This is a genomic window from Amycolatopsis sp. NPDC051758, assembly GCF_044453095.1.
Lineage (GTDB): Bacteria > Actinomycetota > Actinomycetes > Mycobacteriales > Pseudonocardiaceae > Amycolatopsis.
Map to the genome: position 1 here is coordinate 49,211 of NZ_JBITCJ010000011.1, position 21,748 is coordinate 70,958.

The window sequence follows — 21,748 nt, forward strand, 5'->3', positions numbered from 1 at the left end:
GCTCCTCGAAGTCGCCGGCCGCGACCCGGACCGCCCGCTGCGCGACCAGCTCCTGGGCTTCCGCGACCTGGTTTCGGCCGACATGGACTGGGCCGACACCCGCAAGCGCCGGTTCCGGCGGCGCGCGTCGGTCGTGCGGGTTTCCGCTTTGCTGCTGACCGCGGCGTCGACCGTGGTGCTGGGGATCCCGGAGATCCCGGGCCGGGCGTCGATCGCGCTGCCGATGGTCGCGCTGGTGACGGTGCTCGGCGGGCTCGAAACGTTCTTCAACTGGCGATCGCGCTGGGTGCTGATGGAGGAGACCCGCTACAACCTCAACCGCATCCGCGACGAGATGGACTACTACCTCGTCGCCACGCCGACGACCGAGTTGAGCCGCGAGCGGCTCGAGGAGTTCTTCGACCGGCACCAGACGACCTGGGCCGACGCCAGCCGCCAGTGGGTCGAGTTCCGCAAGCTCGACCGCCCGCCGCAGTCACCGGAAGTCCGGGCCTGACCGATTCCTTTTGCCTCCCGTGCCGGTCGAAGGAGGGTGACCGTGGATTTCGAGCCGTACCGGCGTGAGCTGCTCGCGCACTGCTACCGCATGCTCGGCACGCCCGACGAGGCCGAGGACGTCGTCCAGGAGACGTACCTGCGCGCGTGGCGGGCGTACGACCGTTTCGAGGGCCGCGCGTCGGTGCGCTCGTGGCTCTACCGGATCGCGACGAACGCCTGCCTCACGGCTCTTGAGCAGCGAGGACGGCGCCCGATGCCGTCCGGCCTGGGCGCGCCGTCAACCGACCCGGACGCCCCGCCGATCCCAGCCGAACCGGGCGACGCCTGGCCGCGCCCGATCCCGGACGCCCTGGTCACGCCCGATTCCGACGACCCGGCAGTGATCGCCGTGGCCCGCGACGGCGTCCGGCTGGCCCTGATCGCCGGCCTGCAACTGCTCCCGCCCCGGCAGCGAGCGGTACTGATCCTGCGCGAAGTCCTGGCGTTCCCGGCGGCGGAGGTCGCGGAGATGCTCGGCACGACGGTCGCGGCGGTGAAGAGCACCCTCCAACGCGCCCGCGCAACTCTCGGCGAGGCTCCGGCGGTCGGTGAGCTGACCGAGCCGGAGCAGCGTGAACTCCTCGACCGCTACATGAGTGCGTTCATGAATTCGGACCTGGCGGCGCTGGAGCAGGTCCTGCGCGAGGACGCGGTGATCGAGCCGGTGCCGTCGCGGACGTGGTTCGCCGGTCGCCGCACGTGCGTCGCGTTCCTTCGACAGGTCATGGGCAACCCGGGCGAGTGGCACATGACACCGACCAGCGCAAACGGCCAGCCGGCGGCGATCACCCGTTACCGCGGCGAGCCGTACGGAATTGCCGTCCTGACGACCGGCATCGGCGGCATCGCGCGGATCACCGTCTTCGGCTTCCCTGACCTGGTGGAACGGTTCGCCGGGACGGACCCGGCGAACCGAACCGTCACGCCAGGGTGAGCGCGTAGATCTCGACCCGCGGGTCGTTCGGCAGGCTCACCGACTGCAGCGTCTTGGCCCCGTCCACCGCGGCCGAGACCCCGAACAGCCGCACCGGCGGCCCGTCGACACCGCTGCCCGCCTTGATGCGGTGCGGCATCTCGAGCACAACCGGACTACCTGAGCCGGCCCAGTCGCCGAACGTCACGGCGACGTCGGCGCTGGTGCCGTCGGTGTAGTGCGCCGTCAGCGTGGTCGACACCGGCCCGTTGTGCGACGACCCGACCAGCCGCAGCGCCGTGTGCTGCCCCGCCGGGAGCAGCAGCGACTGCCCTCGCGCCTCGACGAAGTTCGCCGCGGTGCCCGAAGCATCCGGTGCCGAGTACGTGACGCCGTCCCAGGTCACGGGGCCCGTCGCCGGTAGCAGCGAAGCGTCGTAGCTCCAGCCGCCGCCGTCGAAGTTGCCTTCCGACGACGCGGCGACCGTCGCCGTGCCGTCGTGGTTGTAGTCGCGGCCGAGGTCGACCGCGCACTGCGCCCCGGACGAGACACACGCCGACGGCGTCCGCACCTCGATCGTCACCGACTTCGTGACGGTGTTCGCACCCAGGCCGGCCACCTTGACCTGCACCGGATACGTCCCGGCGGCAGCGTTCGCCGGCACCGACACCGTGATCGGCACCGTCTTCTGCACCGGCAGCCGCCCGGACCAGATCACCTGGACCGGCTGGACCTTCGCCTTCCACCCGGCCGGCGCGGTCGCGGAGATCGTCACCGGCTGCAGCAGCGGGTTCTGCGCGAGGACGTCCAGGTCGAGGTGCACCTGCTGCGCCGCGCCGGAAGGAATCACCACGGACGTCTGCCGCAGCGACGCGTCGACGTGCCGCCGCAGGTCGCCGACGGCGTTGTTCACCGAGGGCGGTTCAGAGCCGGTACCCCACGAAGACGGCTTCGAGCCGAGCTTGTGGTTCAGCGTCCCGCCGTGCGCGATCGCGGCCCAGTCCAGGGACGTCTGCCGGACGTCGCGGCCGTTGAGCGACACGCTCTGGACGTACCGGTTGGTGTCACTCGCTCCCGGCGCGTTCACCGTGAGCGTGCCGCCCTGCGACCGGCCGTACTGTCCGATCCGGACGGTCGCCGACTCGAACTGCGGGCTCGACAGCGCGAGGAAGTTCGCGCCGCTCATCGTCGGGTACAGCCCGAGCGACGAGAAGACGTACCAAGCGGACATCGTGCCGAGGTCGTCGTTGCCGGTCATGCCGTCCGGGCCGGTGGTGAACAGCGTCATCGCCGCGCGGACGACGGTCGCGGTCTTCGCCGGCGCGCCGACCCAGTTGTACATGTACGGCGCGAGCAGGTCGGGCTCGTTGTTCGGGTTGTACGTCGCCTTGCCGTAGTAGTCGTACGGGCTGGAGATCCAGTCGTTGCGCGCGGTGCCGGCCGGGTCCTTCAGCAGGTTGTCGTAGGCGAAGAAGGAGTCGAGCCGCTTCTGCGTCGCGGGCTTGCCACCCATCAGCGAGACGAGCCCGGCCGGATCCTGCGGCACGAGCCACTGGTACTGGTAGGCGCCGCCTTCGTGGAACTGGTGGTCGGCGTCGACCGGGTTGTACGGCGTGAGGAAGGTGCCCTCGGTGGTGCGTGGCCGGAACTGCTGCGTCGAGGAGTCCCAGAGGTTCTTGTACCACTGGCCGCGGTCGGCGAACATCCGCGCGTCGGCTTGGTGGTTCAGCCCCTTCGCCATCAACGCCAGCGCGGCGTCGGCCGCCGAGTACTCCATGGTCGCGGACGCGGGGTGCTCGCAGTCGTTGTCGCCGCCCTTGGCCGCGCAGTCCTTGCCGAGCTCCAGTCCGCTCGGGATGTACCCGCGGTCGTTGTAGTAGTTGACGCCGGACCGCCCGTTGTACGGCGAATCGGCGGGCGGCGTGCTCGTCGCGTTCTTCTTGAGCAGCGCGTACGCCTCTTCCTCGTGCCCCGCGAGCAGCCCCTTCGACCACGCTTCGACGAGGAACGGCGTCACCGGGTCGCCGGTCATGATGTTGGTTTCGCTCTCGGCCAATGCCCAGCGCGGCAGCCACCCGCCGTCACGTCCGATCGCGACAACCGACAGCGCGACGTCCCGCGCGACCTGCGGTTCGAGCATTTCGAGCAGCTGGTTCTGCGGCCGGTAGGTGTCCCAGAGCGAGAAGTTCTGGTACGGCGTGTACCCACTCGCGGTGTGCACCTTGCCGTCGAAGCCGGTGTACGCGCCGTCGGTGTCGCCGGCGAGGTTCGGGTGCAGCTGCGAGTGGTAGAGCGCGGTGTAGAACGCCGTCTGCCGCTCGGTGGTGCCGCCGCCGATCTTGATCGCGCCGAGCCGGTCGGCCCACTGCTGGTGCAGCGCCGCGCGGGTGGCGTCGAAGTCGTAACTGCTCTGTGTTTCCGCCGCCAGGTTCTTCCGCGCGCCGTCGAGCCCGGTGTAGGACAGGCCGACCTTGAGGACGACGTCGTGGTCGGTGGTGGCGTCGAAGCTGGCCCAGGCGCCGTTGCCGCCGGTGCCCGCGGCGTCGCGGCTGTCGGGCGTGCGCGTCGAGCCGCGCCACGTGCCGTAGGAGCTGAACGGACGGTCGAAGGTGGCGGTGAAGTAGACGGTGTGCTCGTCGTGCCCGGCGCAGAACCCGCCGGCTTTGACCCGCCCTTCGAGCGTCCGGTCGCCGATGACGTGGATTTCGGAGTCCTTGACGGACTGGTTCGCCTGGCCGGTGTTGAACAGGACGTTCGCCTGCCCGGTCGAGGGGAAGGTGTAGCGCTGCCAGCCGGTGCGCGCGGTCGCCGTCAGCTCGGCATTGACGCCGTACTTCTTGAGGCCGACGCGGTAGTAGCCGGGCTCGGCGTGCTCGTCGTCGTGGCTGTACCCGGACTTGTAAGCGTCTTTGTCAACGTTGTCGACGGCCCCGGTGGTCGGCATGATCGGCAGCTCACCCATCACACCGCAGCCGACGCCGGACAGGTGCGTCTGGCTGAAGCCGTAGATCGCGTTCTGCAGGTAGTCGTAGCCGCCCTGCCCGCCGGTGTCCGGGCTGACCTGCACCATTCCGAACGGCGCGCTCGCGCCGGGGAAGGTGTTGCCGAAGTTCTGCGTGCCGACGAAGGGGTTGACGAGGCCCACCGGATCCACTGGTGCAGGCGCGGCCTGCGCCACGGCGGGCGCCAGGCCGGCCACCACCACCCCCACGGCCACCGCGGCGGCCAACCGTCTGCTCTGCGACCACATGGGCGCACCTCCCAGGAGATGACAACGTTGTCAGAAGCGGACCTTCGGTCAGGCCCTCGGTTCGGTGAGCAGCTTTCCACCTCGACGCGGCTTTGAGAAGCCCTCAACCGGCCGCTTCGCGCAGCAACCGGGCAGCGGTCTCGACAGCGTTGTCGGCGAGGTTGCCATAGCCGAGGACGAGCGCGGGCGCGCCGGGCGCCCCGCGGTAGTCGTCAAGATCGGCGACCTTGACGCCCTTTATGAGTGCTTCCTTCGTCACCTCGGCCGCGTCGCGGTCCAGGTGCAGGACGAGGTGCAGCCCGGCCGCCGCGCCGGAGATCCGCGCCGGTCCGAGCGCTTCGACGAGCCGGTCGCGCCGCGCCCGGTACCGCAGCCGCGCCGCGCGCAGGTGCCGGTCGTACCCGCCGCCCTCGACGAAGTGCGCCAGCGCGAGCTGGTCCGGCACCGGCGGGGCCGGCTCCGTCAGTGTCCACTGTGGAGGGATCGCGACCCAGCCGAGCCCGAGCGCCGGACTGAGTGTCTTGCTGACCGACCCGAACAGCACAACTCGCGCCGGCGCCACGCCCTGAACCGTGCCGACGGGCCTTCGGTCGTACCGGAACTCGGCGTCGTAGTCGTCTTCGAGGATGAGCCCATCAACGTCGTTCGCCCAGGTCAGCAGCTCGGCGCGGCGGAGCGGCGAGAGAACGGCGCCGGTGGGGAACTGGTGCGCGGGTGTCACCAGCACGGCCCGTGTCCCGGCGGGGATGCCGTCGACCCGGATTCCGTGGTTGTCGACCGGCACGGGGTCGATCGCCATCCCGGCGGCCTCGGCGGCCCGCCACAACCGCCTCCACCCGGGATCTTCGACCGCGAGCCGCGTGATGCCGTTCTGCCTGAGGGTGCGGCACACGCGGGTCACGCCGTCGGTGACACCGGTGCAGATCCGGACGTCGTCCGTCTCCGCGCCCCGCACCCGTCGCAGGTATCCGGCGAGGGTCCTGCGGAGCCGGGGGTGGCCGTGCGGCGCGGGGAGGCCGAGGTCGGTGTGCGGTGCGGTGGCGAGGACCCCGCGCACGGCGTCGGCCCACTGCTGCCGGGGGAAGTGCCGCAGGTCGGGGAGGCCGGGAGCGAGGTCGTACCGCGGCGGAGACTCCTTCTTCGCGAGGGCTTTCGGCGGCGTCTCGCTTGCGATTTGGCGCACGCGCGTGGCCGACCCGGTCCGTCCGGCGAGGTACCCCTCGGCGACGAGCTGCGAGTAGGCCTGGGTGACGACCCACCGCGAGCACCCGAGATCAGCAGCGAGCTGACGGCTGGGCGGCACGGCGACACCGTCCTCGAGCACGCCGTCCCGGATGGCCTTGCGGAGGGCGCGTGCGAGTCGCTCGTGCCGTGGTCCCGGGCCGGTCAGTTCGAGCAGGACACCCCAATTGGTCTGTGATCCAGTCACAGAATTGGACTGTAGTACCGAACCGATTCCCTTCTAGGTTTGTCCGCATGAAGAAGGTGGAACTGGGCCGGACCGGTCAGCAGGTGAGCCAGGTGTCGCTGGGCTGCATGACGATGGGCACGTCGACGGACGAGAAGACGTCGGCCCGCATCCTGGACGCGTATCTGGACGCGGGCGGCGACTTCCTGGACACGGCCAACTGCTACGCGTGGTGGGCGGGTTCGTCGTTCAGCGGTGGGGAGAGCGAGGCGGTGCTGGGCCGGCTGCTGCGCGGTCGCCGGGACCGGGTGTTCCTGGCGACGAAAGTGTCGGCGCAGCCTACGGACCTCCCGGCCGCCCGCGCGGCCCAGCGTCCGTCCGGTATGGACTGGGAGGCGGTGGAGCGGACGTACGAAGGCGCGAGCGCCGCGGTGATCGAGCGGTCCGTGGAGGAGAGCCTCCGCCGGCTCGGCACGGACCACATCGACCTGTACTACGTCCACGTCGACCTCCGCCGCGAGCCATTGGAGGAGACACTGTCCGCACTGGACGGTCTGGTGCGTGCGGGTAAGGTCCGGCACACGGGCTGGAGCAACATCCGCGCGTGGCGCCTGGAGCACATCCACTCGTTGTCACTGGCCCACGGCTGGGCGCCCCCGGCGGCGGTCCAGGTCCAGCACTCGTACCTGCGCCCGGCCGGCGCCGACACGCCGTCGATCGCCGGCGGCGAGCTGCTGGACTGGCTGGTGGCACACCCGGACGTCTCCCTGGCGGCGTATTCGGCGCTGTTGCGTGGAATCTACGACGACGCGGCGTATCGCGAGGCCACGCCGATCTGGCGGTCGTACGCCGGTCCGGACTCGGAGTCCCGCCTGGCCGCGGTGTCCAAAGTGGCGTCCGCGCTGGGTGCCACGGGCAACCAGGTGGCGCTGGCGTGGCTGCTGCGCAAGCAGGTGATCCCGCTGATCGGCCCCCGCACGTGGGAGCACTACGAGTCGATCGCCCCGGCGTTCACTTTGGACTTGTCCGATGAGCACATGTCATTGCTGGACAACGCATAGGCGAGCAACGCGGCGATGCCGGGCTTGTGCTCGTCACGACGTCGCCAGGTCATGGTCACGGCGGTCGTCGCCCCGGCGAGCGGGACGGCGACCGCCCCGGGGTGGCCGACAACGGCGGGCACGATCCCGCACCCCATCCCGGCGGCAACACACTTCGCGAGCGCGGCGAGGCTGCCGACCTCGGTGGTGACGACGGGCCCGTCGATCCGGTCCAGCATCTCCCGGAAGCCACAGCCTTGTGGTGTGGCAAGGAATCCGACACCGCGGAGATCGCCGGGCCGGACCTCTTCCTTGGCTGACAAAGGGTGCGTTTCCGGGACGATGACCACAAGCGGTTCCTCACCGAGCGTGGCACTGGCGAGCGCAGGATCGTCCGGCGCGTCCCCGAAGGTGAAGCAGACGTCCATTTCGGACGATCGCACGGCTTGGTAGAGCTCACCGCGGCCGCCTTCCTTGAGCGAGAGCCGCACGCGCGGCCACCGGTTCCGGTAGGCGCTGAGGAGGCCGGACATCCGGTGCGCACAAAGGGTTTCGAGTGCGCCGACAGTCAGGTCGCCGGCGGGCTCTCCGCGTTCTTCGTCCACGGCGGCCTTGGCTTCCTCGACGAGCGAGAGGACCTGGCCGGCATAACCGACGAGCCGTTCCCCGGCGGCGGTGAGCCGGAGTTTTCGCCCGCGTTCGAAGAGCTTCGACCCGAGCTCGGCCTCGAGAGCCTGGATCTGTTCGGTGACGCTGGACTGCGCGTAGTGCAGTTCGGCGGCGGCGTGGGTGAAGTTGAGCGTCCGCGCGACGACGCGGAAGGTGCGCAGGTGGCGCAGTTCCATTGGTGCCCCCCCCATCGGAGTTCCCGATACCAGCCATCGTAACTCCCTGCTTCCGCCGATGTCACGGAGTGTCCAAGCTGGCCTGGTGCCAAGACTCCTCATCGGCCTCTCGCTGGGCTACTTCCTGGTCATGCTGGACACCACGATCGTCACGGTGGCCCTCCCTGCCCTGTCTCCGGATCTTTCGGACCAGCAATGGATCTCGAACGGCTACACGCTGACGTTCGCGGCGTTCCTGTTGACGGCAGGAGCATGGTCCGACCGCTTCGGCGCCCGCCGGGTGTTCTTCACGGGCCTGATCTCGTTCGCGGCGCTGTCGTTGTTGTCGGCTCTGTCGGTTTCGGCTCCGATGCTGATTGCTCTCCGCGCCTTCTCGGGCGGCGCCGGGGCGCTGTTGGTGCCGTCGTCGCTGTCCCTGATCGCAGTCGCGTACCCGGCGCCCGCGTCCCGCGCTAGGGCGATGGGGGTGTGGGCGGCATTGAGCGGAACGGGCCTGGTGGCAGGCCCCCTGCTCGGCGGCCTCCTGACGGAGACGTTCGGCTGGCGAGCGATCTTCCTGGTGAACGTCCCGGTGGCGCTGATCGCCCTGGCTCTGTCTGTGATGGCCCCAGCAACCCCCGCTTCGCCTCGTCGTACCGATCTGATCGGCCAACTGTCAGCGATAGTCGCTTTATCGACACTGACCTACGCACTGGTGGAGCACAAGTGGTGGATGCTGGCCCCATCCGCGCTGGCAGCGGCGGCATTCACAGCGTCCCAGCGCCGCCCGCAGGCAATGCTCCCGCGCCGCCTGCTCTCCCGAAACCTCCTGGCCGGCGTGATCGTGAACTTCGGCTTGTCGGGCGTCTTGTTCGTACTGTCGTTGTACTTCCAGGAAACCCGAGGCTTATCGCCGTCGGCAACGGGTTTGGCATTCCTGCCCCTGACGATCCCAACGGCGTTCAACCCGATCTTCACGGGCCGCCTGGTGGCCCGGACAGGCCCGCGAACCCCGGCAACGTCCGGCTTCATCCTGATGTCGTCGGGCACGCTGATCCAGGCGTTCGCCCCGGCCCTTTCGGTGGTTGCGTTGGCCCTGCTGGGTTTCGGGGTATCACTGGTCATCCCGTCCCTGCTGACAGCAGTGATCGGCGCGGCGCCACGGGAGCTGGCGGGCATGGCGGGAGGGGCCCTGAACGCATCCCGCCAGACGGGCGCGGTCCTGGGCGTGGCGATCCTCGGAGCCCTGGCGCCCACAGGCTTGGCGCTACCGGTTGCCGCTGTGGTGCTGCTGATCGGGGCGGTGATGGTGGCCCGTCAACCGCGGAAGGCGGCGGCGAACCGTGTGCCGAGGTCCTGAAAGCACGCGGCTGACCGGCATCATCACCGTGTCCACTTTTTAGCATCTTTTTGGACAATACTGCGCTTTCTGGCCATTTATTTGTCCTGGTGCTACTCCGATCGGTCTGCCTATCATCGTCCGCGTGTCCGACTACGAGTACGACGTGTTCGTCAGCTACAGTCGACGCGGAAGTGCGCCGAAATGGCTGCTGAACAACTTTCTTCCCAGTCTCCTCGACTGCCTCGTCGACGAGCTCGGTCCCGAGCCGAAGGTCTTCGTCGACAAGTCGATGCCACGCGGCGTGCACTGGCCGTCACAGCTGGAAAAGGCACTGCGCCACAGCAAGATCATGGTCGCCGTGCTGTCCGCGCCGTACTTCGTGTCGAAGTGGTGCATGGCCGAGTGGGAAAACATGCAAGCACGTGAAAAAGTGCTGGGACTTGCCAGCCCACAACGACCGCAAGGCTTGATCTACCCCATCCGGTATTCGGATTCGATCAACTTCGAGAACGAAGGACGGCAGCGCTCCTGGTGGGACTTCAAAGGGCTTGACAACCCGAACAAGGGTTTCCAGGAGAGCCGGGACTGGCACCCGTTCCAGCAACGAGTCCGCGAGTGCGCGCAGGACCTCGCCGTGCTGCTCGGCCAAGTGCCGCCGTGGCAGCCGGACTGGCCCGTCATCGAGCGTCCCGACCCTGTCTTGCCGCCGCCGCCGACGATTCCGAGGTTCGACCCATGACGGGGACTGTGGTCACCTTCTACTCCTACAAGGGTGGCGTCGGGCGCAGTTTCACGCTGGCCAACGTCGCCGTCCTGCTCGCGCGTTGGGGTTATCGGGTACTCGCCCTCGACTGGGACCTGGAAGCTCCGGGGCTGCACCACTACTTCGGCCCACGCCTGGCAGAAACTCCTCGAGGCGGTGTGATCGATCTGGCCTCGGCCTTCCTCGCCGGTCAGGAAGACCCCAGCGAGCACGCCGTCAGGGTTGAGCTCGCCGAACGGGGCACCGTCCACCTGCTCGCCGCGGGCCGGCAGGACTCGACCTACACGGGCCGGGTGCAGAACATCGACTGGGCGGAGCTGTACCGCCAGGGGTTCGCCGACTTCCTGGAGCGGTGCCGTGAGCAGTGGACCGAGGACTACGACTTCGTCCTGATCGACAGCCGGACCGGCATTTCGGACATCGCCGGCATCTGCACCGCGCACCTGCCCGACCGTCTCGTCGTGCTCTTCACGGCCAACGACCAGAGCGTCGACGGTGCGATCGACATCGCCCGTCGCGCCAACATCGCTCGCGACCGCCTGCCCTACGACCGTCCACCCCACCTCGTGTTGCCTGTTCTGTCGCGGCTCGACAACCGAGTCGAGTACCAGCGGGCCGAGCACTGGCAGCAGAAGTGCTCCGAGGCGACTGCGGAGCTGTTCCGGAACTGGCTTGCGAAGAGCGTGACGCAGGAGCTGATGTTGCGGCACCTCACGGTGCCGTACGTTTCCTACTGGAGCTTCGGCGAATACCTGCCGGTGACCGAAGAGACGACGCCGTCGGCCGATCAGATCTCCTTTGCCCTGGAGACGATCGCCGCGGTGATCGCGCAGCAGTTCGACCGTACGGACCTCCTCGCGGACAACCGGGACGCCTACGTGGCCGCCGCTCGCACCCAACGACGTTCGTACGATTGGGATGTCCTTGTGTCGGTGCCACATTTGGAGCCGACCGCTTCGGCCACACTCATCGACGAGCTCGTCGAGCTCGGCCTGCGGGTGGTTCGGTCACGGTCGAGCGACCCGGAGTGGGCCATGGAGCTGCCTGCCGATCCGGCCAAGCATCTTTGCTTGGTGCTGGACGGCGGCGTCAGTCGCTGGCAGGCCACCGAGGCGGAGCGATTCCTTCGGCACACCCTGGAGGTCGGCAGCGATCGCCAGTTGTTCTGCGTGGTCACCCGCAAACCTGGTCATGAGCAGCTCCCGTCATTCTTGCGCAATCAGCGGTTCTTCGAGCTGAATGCGAACAGCCGCCCCGGCCACGTGGCGCGACAGCTCTACGAAATCATCACCGACGCCCCTGTTCGCCGCACCGAAGCCGACCAGGTCACCCTGCGTGAAGCAGCCGCCGTGCTTCGCTCGATACCGGAGGTGGTCGCGAGGACCAGCCGGTGGACCCTCATCGAGCAGACCGTGCGTGACATGGCTTCGGCGCTGGATGACGGTGATCTTCCACTGCTCAAGGACCTGACCGTGGATCTGCAACACCTGAACCAGGTCCGGGCGAACGAAAGCCGCATCACGGTGCCTGATGCGCTTCAGTCGCGGATCACCGATCTGATCGCCCGGGTCGACAGACGCATCGAATTCTCGACCAGATGAGGAGTAGGTATGGCGGACCGGTTCGGAAGTGCCGAACAAGCCACGTTGTTCGTGCTGCTGCTGCACAAAGGAGAGATGCCGAACTCGATACTCAGGAAGGAACACGGTGTCGACCTTCCGAAGGCCGGGCGAGAGAAACTGAACAACGCCGGCCTGGTCGAAACCCGCGAGCAGAGCAAGCGGTACTTTCATCGGATCACGCCGGCGGGAGAAGAATGGTGTGAACGTGACCTGGCCGAGATCGAGGCGCCGCCAAGGTCCAGCGCTCTGGCGAAGATCGGCTTCGAGTTGCTGCGGCGTTGCGCTCGTTACGCGAGACAGAACAAGATCCCGATCGCCGACCTGATCGGCACGCCGGGAGATCTTGAAGACTTGATCCGAAGGGTCTACCTGGCGCTTTCGGGCCGGCCTCAGGACTGGGTCCGGCTGGCCAAGCTTCGTCCAGAGCTGAACGGCGCCCCTAAGGACGAGGTGGACCAAGTTCTCCTGGCCATGGCGAGGACCGGACGAGCGCACCTCGCCCCGGACTCCGACCGCAGGGGGCTCACCGACGCCGACCGAAGCGCGGCGATCCGCGTCGCCGGTGAGGACAACCACTTCTTGGCGATCGAGGCGTCATGAGCGACGATCAACGCCAGGCGCTCGCTGCGGTGCGGTTCAACTCCGTCGAGGGACCGGACGACGTTTGGGGCGCTTCACCGTTCCACGTCGACGGACTCCATGCGAGGGCTGTCGAAGACTTGCGAGCAAGTATCTCGGATGCCGGACACAGTAGGGGACCAAGCCCGACCGGAGTGACACTGCACGGACGGAAGGGTGCCGGGAAGACTCACCTGCTCGGTCGTGTTCGCCGCATCGTGCAGGAGGAAGCAGGCTATTTCTTCCTGATCGACCTCACCACGGGTGCCGCGTTCTGGGATGACGTTCTCCGCGGCATGCGTGGCGAGTTGTACCGCAAGGGTGACGACAACGAACTCCAGCTGACCAAGCTGCTGAGGCGGCTTTGTGATCAGGGCGGAGTGTCCGATTCGATCGCAAAGGTGGTCACCGGCCAAGCGGACCTGACCGTCGACGAGCTGAACGGCTTCATAGGCGCCGTGCGTCAGCTCGACGCCCTGGTGGCCGCCGAGTGTTCGGACACGATCCGGGCGCTCGTGCTATATGCGGCCACCGACGTCAAGCTGATGGACCTCGGTAAGGATTACCTTTCGGGCAAGTCTGAAACGACGAGGGGCGAGCGCCGGCCTTGGGGGTTGCGTTCCGAGCCGAAAGCTCAACGCGAACTGGTGACCGAGATTTCGCGAGTACTTGCGCTCACCGGGCCGAGCGTGGCGGCGATCGACCAGCTGGACTCGCTGATAACCAAGGCGGATCACAGCGATGGCAGGCCGTCCGCGGAGACCGCGGGCGAGCTGGCGATCATCGCGGACGGCCTCACGCAGCTGCGCGAGACCACCAGACGGACGCTCTCGATCGTGGCGTGTTTGCCCGCCACCTGGCAAATGCTGCGGGACCAGGCGGCGGACTCGTTCGACGACCGGTTCCCGGTAACTCTGACCCTCGGCACCATCGTCGACCCGGAGCTCGCACGCAAGCTGGTCGAGAAGTGGCTGGGAGTGATTTATGAAGGCATTGGCTTTGATCCGCCGCATGCCACTTGGCCGGTAGCGAAGACGGCATTCGAAGATCCGTGGGAAATGTACACGCCGCGTCAGCTCCTCCTGCTTATCCAGAAGCACGCGAAGGTTTGCTTGCACGGCGAGATCCGGGAGCTCGTTTCGTTCGCCGAAGAGCTGGTCGAGCCGGTGGACACGTCGCCGAGGCCGGGATCCGAAGCTCCGTACTACGCCGCACTCGATCGGCAGTTCGCGGAGTTGCGCAAGAGTGCCGATGTGGAATCCGCGATGCACAAGAACTCCGTCGACCAGATCATGCCGGACCTCGTCCAGGCCGCGTTGCGGTCGTGGATCGCCGAAGTCGGCAACGACGACCGGTCCTGGCAGGCTGAGGGTGTCGACGGCACGGGCGATCTGCACGCCGGACTGCGGCGAACGGTGAACGAGGAAGATGATCGCTGGGAGCTGTGGGTGTTCCGCGCCTTCGGCACGCCGCAGCACGGCAACAGCGTGATACGACAGGTGCGGGCGGCCGGCTCGGCCGCAGCCGTCGGAGCCGGGGTGCACAACAGGCACCTGGTGCTGATCCACTACGGTCCCGACAAGCGGGGCGGTTGGACCGGAACGAAGACGAAAGCCGAGGTCAAGGCGCTGGAAGCGCTGGGCAGCCCCCGGGCGGAGATCAGCGCCGACGATATCCGCACCTTCTGGGCACTCAACCAAATGCTCTCGCAACAGACTTATCAGTTACTGGATTGGCTCGTCTCGAGGAAACCGGCCAGTAAGACCAGCATCCTGCGGACGCTGCTCCCGGCGACGGAACAGGCTCGCAGCAACCAGCGGGAAACCCGCCCGCCGCCGGAAGTCGAGTCCGCTGAACGTAAGCACAACGCCATCACGCTGGGCGTAGACGGTGAAATCCGCATCGAGCTGGAGTCCCTCCGCAAGCACGCGGTGATCTTCGCCGGTTCCGGCACCGGAAAAACGGTCCTCCTGCGAAGGATCATCGAAGAATGCGCACTCCACGGCGTCTCCGCCATCGTCCTCGACCCGAACAACGACCTCGCGCGGCTCGGCGACGCTTGGCCGCAACCACCCGACGGCTGGCGAGAAGGGGACGCGGACAGCGCGGCCGACTACCTCGCCAACACCGAGGTTGTCATCTGGACCCCGGGGCGGGCCGGGGGGCGGCCGATCAGCTTTCATCCGCTGCCGGACTTCGCCGGTGTGCGGGACGACGAGGACGAGTTCACCGCCGCTGTCGAGGCGGCCGTGGCGCGGCTCGTGCCGCATGCTCGGCTGAGTGGCACCACAAAGGGCGCGATCCGGGGACAGGCCGTGCTGCGCGAGGCGCTCACGTACTTCGCGCGGGAGGAGTCGCGCAGCCTGGCCGAGTTCGTCGACCTGCTCGCCGAGCTGCCCGTCGGGGTCAGCAAGCTCGCCACCGGCACGAAGACCGCCGCCGACCTGGCCGAGACCTTGCGGGCCGCGATGGTCAACGATCCGCTGCTCGGCGGGTCCGGGGAACCTGCTGATCCCGCCGTGCTGTTGACGCCGTCGCCGGGGAAGCGGGCCCGGGTCTCGGTGGTCAGCTTCATCGGGCTCCAGTCCGAAGAGCAGCGCCAGGGGTTCATCAGCCAGCTCCAGCTGGAGGTGTTCGCCTGGATCAAGCGCAACCCCGCCGGTGACCGGCCGCTCGGCGCCCTGTTCGTGATGGACGAGGCGCAGACGATCGCGCCGTCCGGCGGTTCGACCGCGAGCACGCGCAGCACCATCATGCTCGCCTCGCAGGCGCGCAAGTACGGGCTCGGCCTGCTCCTCGCGACGCAGGCGCCGAAGGGCCTGCACAACCAGGTGACCGGCAATGCGACGACGCAGTTCTTCGGCCGCCTGCAGGTCCCGGCGCAGATCGCGGCGGCGAACGAGATGGCGAGGGCCAAGGGCAGCAGCGTCGGGGACATCTCGCGGCTGGAACGCGGGCAGTTCTACGTCACCGGCGAGACCTTCGGGTTCCGCATCATGCGGGCCCCGCTCTGCCTCAGCCACCACCCGCCCAGCCCGTTGCGGCTGGAAGAAGTGCTCGACCGGGCTCGTAACGGTCGCTGACGAGAAGGCCGCGTTCCGAGGGGGAACGCGGCCTTCTTGCTGTCCGGATCGGGGTTGACCGTTTCCCGCTGTCGTGGGAAACGGTCAACTCCTTGTTGTCGAATGGCGCATGACGAATCCTGATTGCAGGGCACGGAAATGCCGGAAAAGCCCTGAACAATCACCCTCTCCAAGGAGGATTCGCCATGTCCAAAAAGCTGGCCAAAATCGGTGGCACCGTGCTCGCCCTCTGCATCATCGGCGCGGCCCCGCTGATCGGTTCCACCTCGGCGTACGCGGACGGCGACGGCGGCACCCCGCCGCCGCCCACCACCAGCACGCCGCCCCCGGCGGGCACCAACGGCAACCCCTGGCACGGGTGACGCGGGCCGGGCCGGCCGTGAACGGTTCACGGCCGGCCCGGCAATTGCGCCGGTGCTCCGGAAATGGTGTACTCGGATACCGTGGGAATGGAGGTCCGCATGGCCGGAACATTCGGTGCGCTGTTGCGGGAATGCCGCGCCGCCGCCGGAATCTCGATGGGCGAGCTGGCCAAGCGGGTCAACTACAGCAAGAGTTACATCAGCAAGATCGAAAATGACCTCAAGCCGCCGAACGCGATGCTGGCGCGGATCTGCGACGGCGTCCTGGACGCCGGTGGCGCGCTGATCGAATCGGCGCACGAGGCGAAGGCGCGTTCGGAGGCCGCGAACACCCTCGACCGCCGCCAGATGCTGGCCGGCGCGGGGGCGGTGCTCGGCATCGCGCTGGCCGGCGGGCCGCGCCCGATCCTCGACGAGCGCGTGGTGAGCGGGCTGCGCGCGTCGTTCGAGCAGCTGCGCACGCTCGGCATGCAGACCAGCCCCGCGGTGGTCCTCGAGTCCCTCGTCACCCAGACGCACACCGTGCACGCGCTGGCGAGGGGAAACCCGGAGCCCATCCGGTCGCGGCTGCTGCTGCTCGCCGCCCGGATGGCCGAGTACACCGGGTGGCTGAGCCAGGAAGCGGGCAACGACCAGGACGCGCTGAAGTGGACGAGGCACGCCTCGGAGCTGGCCCGCGCCGGCGGCGACCGGGAGATCGAGAGTTACGCGTACGTCCGGGAGGCCGGGCTGGCGCTGTACCGGCAGGACCCGATCGCCACGATCGACCTGGCCCGGCAGGCGCAGAAACTCGGCCGGGCCGGTGCGCGCACGTTCGGCTTGGCCGCCAGGCGGGAAGCGCAGGGACACGCGCTGGCCGGCGACCGGGACGCCTTCGAGCGGGCGATGGACCGCGCGGCCGGGCCGCTGTACGCGTCCATTGTGGACACCACGGACTACCCGGTGCTCGGGTCGACCGCGCCGGACCCGCTGGCGCTCGCCCGCGGCTGGTCGCTGGCCGACCTCGGCCGGAGTGGCGAATCGGCGTTGATGCTGGGTGACGTCCTCGCCGGGGTGCCGGCCGCGAACCGCCGCACCAGGGCCCGGTTCGGCGTCCGCCGGTCACTGGCGCACGCGCTGGACGGCGAGATCGACGAGAGCTGCCGGACGCTGGCCGAGACGCTCGACGACGCGGCGCAGGTCGACTCCGCGACCGTCCGCACGGACCTGCGCGAACTGGCCAGGTGCCTCAGCCGGTGGCGCGGCCACCACACCGTCCGGGAGATCTACCCCGAGCTCAGCCGCGTGCTGCACCGGCACTGACGGCACCGCAGGCGCACTCCAGCGCCGCGCGTTCCGCCCGCACGTCCCCGGCTTCCGGCAGACCCAGCTCGGCGAACCCGTCCTCACTCGCTTTCCAATGCGGAACGGCGTGTTCATGGTCGCCCATCGCGTGCAGCGTCCGCGCGACGCCGTGGTGTGCGCGGGCCTGGTAGCTGCGGTTTCCGTCACCGACAGCCAGGTCCAACGCCGCCTTGCCGGCGCTCAGCGCGTCTCCGTGCGCACCCCGGGCGAGGGCGGTCGCGCCGCGGTCGAGGTAGAGCTGGGTGCGCAGGTCGGCGTCGGGCACGTTCACCGCGACTTCCTTGGCCTTGTCGTGGTAGCGCACGGCCTGGGTCAACCGGCCCTGCTGGCGGTGCACGTTGCCGATGTTGTTCAGCGCGTACGCCTCGACGCAGTGGTCGCCGACCTCGGCGGCGTGCCCGTGCGCCTCCGTGTAGCTGGCCAGCGCCTCGGTGAGCAGGCCGAGTTTCTCCTGCACGGACCCGAGGTTGTTCAACGTGTGCGCCACGCCCTGGGTGTGGCCGACTTCGCGCAGCATCCGCGCCGCAGCGTCGTGCTGGCGGAGGGCGACGGCGAAGTTGCCGTGCTGCTCGTTGAGGTACCCGAGCATGCTCAACGCGTGGGCCTCACCCCGCCGGTCTTCACTCTGCTCGTACTTGGCCAGCGCCGCCTCGAGGTGCGCGATCGCCTGGTCGTGCTGACCCAGTTCCATCGTGGGAATGGCGAGCGCGCACAACGTCGCCGCTTCGCCGCGTGAATCGCCAAGACGACGCCACTTGGGCAACGCCTGCGCGGCCAGCTCCAGCGCCTCCGAAAGCTGTCCGCGCCGGTCGTGCGCGGTTGCCAGCCGGAGCAGCACGTGCGCCTGGCCCCGGTCGTTGCCGGGGTCCGCGGAGACGACCTTCCAGGCGAGGTCGAGGGTGCCGAGCCAGTCCTCGAACTGGTTCGTCGTGTTGAAGTAGCGCCACAGCAGCACGGCCAGCCGCCAGGTGTGCTCGGGCAGCTCGTGGTCGGCGGCGTAGCGGATCGCGGCCACCAGGTTGTCCCGCTCGGCGACGATCCACCGCAGCCCCGCTTCGGCGTCGGCGAAGGCCGGTGTCACCGGGCACGACCGGTCCGTCGCGGGCAGCTGGGCGCGGTCGAACGGGTACGCGGCGCCGACCGCGGCGGCCAGCGTCACGAGGTAGAAGTCGAGCAGCCGCACCAGCGCGCCCGCGTGGTCGGACGGCTCACCGGCGGCGAACTCCTTGAGCGGGTCCAGCATCTGGTACCGCTCGGGTGCGGCCTCCTCCAGCAGGCTGACCTCGTGGAGGTCGTCGAGCAGCAGGCGGGCCTCGGTGACGTCGCAGCCGGCGAGCGCGGCTCCGCCGGGGACGCCGACGTCCGGCCCCGGCAGGCTGCCGAGCAGCCGGAACAGGGCACGCTGCGGCTCGCCGAGCTGCTGGTAGGACACCCGGACGGCGGCGGTGCCGTCGACGTCTTCACTGTCCGCGCCCCAGGGCCCGCTCTCCTCGAGCAGCCGGAGCAGGTGCGTCAGCGGCCACCCTTCGTGCCGCCGGAACAACGCGGCCGCAACCCGGATGGGCATCGGCAGGAACCCGCACCGGCTGACCACCTCGGCGACCTCGGCCGTCCGACCGCGCACCCGCGCTCGCCCGGTCAGCTCGTGGAACAGCTCGGCCGCCTCGTCGGCGGGCAGCGGCGAAAGCCGGATGTTCTCCCCGGTGTCCGCGTCACCCATCCGCCGGCTGGTGACGACGGCCAGGCAGCCGTCCGCCTCGGGCAGCAACGGCCGGATCTGCTCCGGCGACGCGGCGTTGTCCAGCACGATCAGGGTGCGCGTGCCCCAGAGCGTGTCCTGGTAGAGCCGGACCTTCCGGCCGACGGTGGCCGGGACCTGCTCGGCGGGCACGCCGAGCTCGACGAGCAGCTCGGTGAGAGCGTCGCCGACCTCGACCGCGTCGACGCCGGGGGTGAACCCGTTCAGCCGGACCAGCAGCTGCCCGTCGGGGAACCGGTCGCGGAGCCGGTGGCCGGCCTCGACCGCCAGACCGGTCTTGCCGACGCCCGGCGCACCGCTGACCCAGACCGCGCGCCGGCCCGCCGCGGCGGCCGACTCGATCGCGGCGAGCTCCGCGGCCCGGCCGGTGAACCCGCCCGGCCGCGACGGCAGTGAGCTGGGCGGATCGCCCTGTTCGGCGCGCGCGGCGAGCTTGCGCAGCACGGGCCCGGGCGCCATGCGCTGGCCCGCGAGCGCGTCACGAGTGGTGTTGAAGACGCGCAGCGCGGCCATCCGGTCGCCGCCGGCGAGCAGGGCGCGCATCAGGAGTTCGGCGTGCTTCTGGCTGGCCGGGTCGACCTGGACGAGCGGGCGCAGCCGGTCGCGCGCGGACCGGTGGTCGCCGGACTCCAGCTCCAGTTCGGCCAGGTCACCGACGGTGTCGGGGTAACCCTCGTCCGGCGAGACCACCTCGGCGCCGCCGACGCGGTCGATGTCGATGTCCTCGAGGAACTTCCCCCGCCACAGGTCGAGCGCGGCGCGCAGCAGGGTGATCGCGCGGCGCGGGTCGTCGGCGCGGGCGTCCGCGGCTTCGGCGCGCAGCCGGCCGAAGCGGACGGTGTCGAGCTGATCCTCGCCGACCCGCAGCAGGTAGCCGGTCGGCGTCGTCTCGATGCTGACGTCACCGGAGTCACCGACGACGTCGCGCAGCCGCTTGATGTAGCTGCGCACCAGCGTGGGCTTGGTTTCCCGGCCGGCCCAGACGATCTCGGTGAGCCGGGCGGTCGACACCGGCTTGTTCGCGTTCAGGAGCAGCACGACGAGGACGAACCGCTGCTGCTGGTCGCCCAGCTGCACCGGGACGCCGTCGTGCCACGCCTCCAGCGGGCCGAGCATCCGAAACTCCACGCGACCTCCCCGGCCGTCAGCTTGCTGTTCGCAAAAGACATCGCGCAATCGGCCGGAAGGGTTTCGAAAATCCGCATTTCTTCCACGTTCGATACACGCACTGTTGCCAAGCTGCGCCGGTGAACCAGGGGCGTGAAGGAGAAACCGGAATGGGGTCCGACGTGTTGCCGTGCTACGTCGCTTGTGATGTGTCGCTCTCCATGGCCGATCACATCGACGAGCTGAACACGGGACTGCGGGAGTTCCGCGGCGCGGTGCACGCCGACGCGTCGGTCACCGACCGGGTCCTCTGCAGCGTGGTCGGCTTCGGGGAGACGCCGCACGTGGTCCAGTCGCTGCTCCCGATGGACGAGCTCGCCGAGCTCCCCGCACCCCGCGCGTGCGCCGGCACCAACTTCGGCCCGGCGTTCACGTTCCTGCGCTCGGCGATCGACCAGGACGTCCTCGCCCTGGAACGGCACCGGCTGCGGGTCCACCGCCCGGTGGTGTTCTTCCTGTCCGACGGCCAGCCGACGGATCCGGTGACCTGGCCGGCGGCCTTCGCCGTCTTGACCGACCCGACGTGGCAGCGCCGCCCCCACATGGTGGCGTTCGGGGTCGGCGACGCGGACGAGGAGGCGCTCGGCCGCATCGGCACGTACCGCACGTACCTCAGCCGCGACGGCGTCCGCATGGGGACGGCGCTGATCGCGTCGGTGATGCACGTTCTGTCCACTTCCGGTCCACGGGCCGATCGCACCCTGTCCCGAAAGGAGACGTCATGGAGACGCACTGAAGGAGACCAACGTGGAGCGCGCTGAGCTGGTCCAGGAGTTGAAGACGCTCCGCAAGGGCCGTGGCCTGCAGGGCAAGGTGGAAGAGCGGGTGGGGCCCTTCCTGCGTTCGGCGTGCTCGGTTTCGGAGGACGACGGCCTGATGGCGATCCGCGCCAAGGTGGCGGGCCGGCTTTCCGAGCTGGCCGCCCACCTGCCGGAGGACCTCCGCCTGGCAGCGCTGGCGGCCTTCGCGATAGCCGCGGAGGCCCACCAGCCGCTGTACCAGGACCGCGTCCGCTGGGCGGCGAGGCGCGTCGACCGTGATCCGCGAACGGTGCGCCGCCGTGTCGACGAGGCGATCGACTTGCTGGCCGAGCTGGCCACCGGGTCGTCTCGCGTTTCGGCGGCCGCTCCGGAGTCCAGCTGGCACACGACGCTGCTGGCGGTGGCGATGGTCCTCGACCAGCCGCAGCCGTCGGTGCTGGAGCAGCGCCGGGTGGTCGCCGACCAGGACGGACTGAGTTCGCTGGACCTGGCGGTTTCACTGCCTTCAGGTCGCGAGGATCTCGAGGTCACGGTGCTCTACGGCGGAACGCTGGTGGATCGGGGGATGGAGGCGACGGACCGGTGGGGCTACGGCATCGAGATGCCCCGGCCGCTGGCCAGGGGAGAGTCGTGCGAGGTGGCGATCTTGTTCCGGCCGGCGACGTTGCGGCCTTGCATGGTTTCGGTGCCGCGGCATCCGTGTGATCAGTTCGACCTGCGGGTGCGATTCGGCGCCGATCGGCCCCGGGAGGTGTGGGCGTTGGACGGCGCGTTCCAGCGGGACGTGTCGGACTCCGGGTACCGGGGACGGCGGCACGAGGTCGACGAGGCGGGGGAGCTGCACCTGACGTTCCACCACCTCACCCCGGGGATGGCGTACGGCGCGCGCTGGACGACGGGCAGGCCTGAAGAGAATTCGCGATAGTGATCTTGTCGTAGGATGTGTGGTCATCGT

16 protein-coding genes are annotated in these 21,748 nt (G+C 69.1%); 12 read left to right on the plus strand and 4 right to left on the minus strand.

Annotated elements, in window-relative coordinates:
- The first annotated feature begins 82 nt into the window (after positions 1 to 82).
- Both ACIA5G_RS40235 and ACIA5G_RS40240 read left to right on the plus strand, forming a co-directional pair.
- Positions 83 to 496 carry a DUF4231 domain-containing protein gene (locus ACIA5G_RS40235; protein WP_395933787.1) on the plus strand — a complete coding sequence of 138 codons (414 nt, stop codon included), beginning with the start codon at positions 83 to 85 and terminating at the stop codon, positions 494 to 496.
- 3 nt (positions 497 to 499) lie between these two features.
- The gene (locus tag ACIA5G_RS40240; RefSeq protein WP_395933789.1) at positions 500 to 1,471 is read left to right on the plus strand and encodes an RNA polymerase subunit sigma-70; all 972 of its coding nucleotides are present in this window, start codon (positions 500 to 502) and stop codon (positions 1,469 to 1,471) included.
- On the opposite strand, the gene ACIA5G_RS40245 is transcribed toward ACIA5G_RS40240, so the two are convergent.
- Positions 1,458 to 4,700 carry a GH92 family glycosyl hydrolase gene (locus ACIA5G_RS40245; protein ID WP_395933165.1) on the minus strand — a complete coding sequence of 1,081 codons (3,243 nt, stop codon included), beginning with the start codon at positions 4,698 to 4,700 and terminating at the stop codon, positions 1,458 to 1,460. The genes ACIA5G_RS40240 and ACIA5G_RS40245 overlap by 14 nt on opposite strands.
- Positions 4,701 to 4,803: 103 nt before the next feature.
- A complete protein-coding gene (locus ACIA5G_RS40250) occupies positions 4,804 to 6,129 on the minus strand; it encodes a PLP-dependent aminotransferase family protein (RefSeq protein WP_395933167.1) in 1,326 nt (441 codons plus the stop codon).
- 47 nt (positions 6,130 to 6,176) lie between these two features.
- Between ACIA5G_RS40250 and ACIA5G_RS40255 the strand changes: the two genes are divergently transcribed.
- Positions 6,177 to 7,169 carry an aldo/keto reductase gene (locus tag ACIA5G_RS40255; protein WP_395933169.1) on the plus strand — a complete coding sequence of 331 codons (993 nt, stop codon included), beginning with the start codon at positions 6,177 to 6,179 and terminating at the stop codon, positions 7,167 to 7,169.
- Here the strand turns inward: ACIA5G_RS40255 and ACIA5G_RS40260 are convergent.
- Positions 7,097 to 7,993: a LysR family transcriptional regulator gene (locus ACIA5G_RS40260; protein ID WP_395933171.1), complete on the minus strand. Its 897-nt coding sequence runs from the start codon at positions 7,991 to 7,993 to the stop codon at positions 7,097 to 7,099. The two genes, ACIA5G_RS40255 and ACIA5G_RS40260, sit on opposite strands and share 73 nt — an antisense overlap.
- A gap of 85 nt (positions 7,994 to 8,078) precedes the next feature.
- Between ACIA5G_RS40260 and ACIA5G_RS40265 the strand changes: the two genes are divergently transcribed.
- The 7 genes from ACIA5G_RS40265 to ACIA5G_RS40295 all read left to right on the plus strand — a co-directional run bounded on the left by ACIA5G_RS40265 (position 8,079) and on the right by ACIA5G_RS40295 (position 17,064).
- Positions 8,079 to 9,332: an MFS transporter gene (locus ACIA5G_RS40265; RefSeq protein WP_395933173.1), complete on the plus strand. Its 1,254-nt coding sequence runs from the start codon at positions 8,079 to 8,081 to the stop codon at positions 9,330 to 9,332.
- 124 nt (positions 9,333 to 9,456) lie between these two features.
- The gene (locus tag ACIA5G_RS40270; protein WP_395933175.1) at positions 9,457 to 10,053 is read left to right on the plus strand and encodes a TIR domain-containing protein; all 597 of its coding nucleotides are present in this window, start codon (positions 9,457 to 9,459) and stop codon (positions 10,051 to 10,053) included.
- A complete protein-coding gene (locus ACIA5G_RS40275) occupies positions 10,050 to 11,678 on the plus strand; it encodes a CATRA system-associated protein (RefSeq protein ID WP_395933177.1) in 1,629 nt (542 codons plus the stop codon). Before ACIA5G_RS40270 ends, ACIA5G_RS40275 begins: the two co-directional genes overlap by 4 nt.
- Positions 11,679 to 11,687: 9 nt before the next feature.
- Entirely contained in the window at positions 11,688 to 12,299 is a 612-nt protein-coding gene (locus ACIA5G_RS40280) for a hypothetical protein (RefSeq protein WP_395933179.1), read from the plus strand.
- A complete protein-coding gene (locus ACIA5G_RS40285) occupies positions 12,296 to 15,400 on the plus strand; it encodes an ATP-binding protein (protein ID WP_395933181.1) in 3,105 nt (1,034 codons plus the stop codon). The genes ACIA5G_RS40280 and ACIA5G_RS40285 overlap by 4 nt, the downstream gene beginning before the upstream one ends.
- Before the next feature lie 185 nt (positions 15,401 to 15,585).
- The gene (locus tag ACIA5G_RS40290) at positions 15,586 to 15,762 is read left to right on the plus strand and encodes a hypothetical protein (protein ID WP_395933183.1); all 177 of its coding nucleotides are present in this window, start codon (positions 15,586 to 15,588) and stop codon (positions 15,760 to 15,762) included.
- Between the two features lie 99 nt (positions 15,763 to 15,861).
- Complete coding sequence (locus ACIA5G_RS40295; RefSeq protein WP_395933185.1) at positions 15,862 to 17,064, plus strand: helix-turn-helix domain-containing protein; 1,203 nt, start codon at positions 15,862 to 15,864, stop codon at positions 17,062 to 17,064.
- Here ACIA5G_RS40295 and ACIA5G_RS40300 read toward each other — a convergent pair.
- Positions 17,039 to 19,993 carry a tetratricopeptide repeat protein gene (locus tag ACIA5G_RS40300; RefSeq protein WP_395933187.1) on the minus strand — a complete coding sequence of 985 codons (2,955 nt, stop codon included), beginning with the start codon at positions 19,991 to 19,993 and terminating at the stop codon, positions 17,039 to 17,041. The two genes, ACIA5G_RS40295 and ACIA5G_RS40300, sit on opposite strands and share 26 nt — an antisense overlap.
- Positions 19,994 to 20,193: 200 nt before the next feature.
- On the opposite strand from ACIA5G_RS40300, the gene ACIA5G_RS40305 reads away from it, so the two are divergent.
- Together ACIA5G_RS40305 and ACIA5G_RS40310 are read left to right on the plus strand one after the other, a co-directional pair.
- Positions 20,194 to 20,793: a hypothetical protein gene (locus ACIA5G_RS40305; RefSeq protein WP_395933189.1), complete on the plus strand. Its 600-nt coding sequence runs from the start codon at positions 20,194 to 20,196 to the stop codon at positions 20,791 to 20,793.
- The gene (locus tag ACIA5G_RS40310) at positions 20,780 to 21,718 is read left to right on the plus strand and encodes a hypothetical protein (protein ID WP_395933191.1); all 939 of its coding nucleotides are present in this window, start codon (positions 20,780 to 20,782) and stop codon (positions 21,716 to 21,718) included. Before ACIA5G_RS40305 ends, ACIA5G_RS40310 begins: the two co-directional genes overlap by 14 nt.
- Positions 21,719 to 21,748 lie beyond the last annotated feature (30 nt).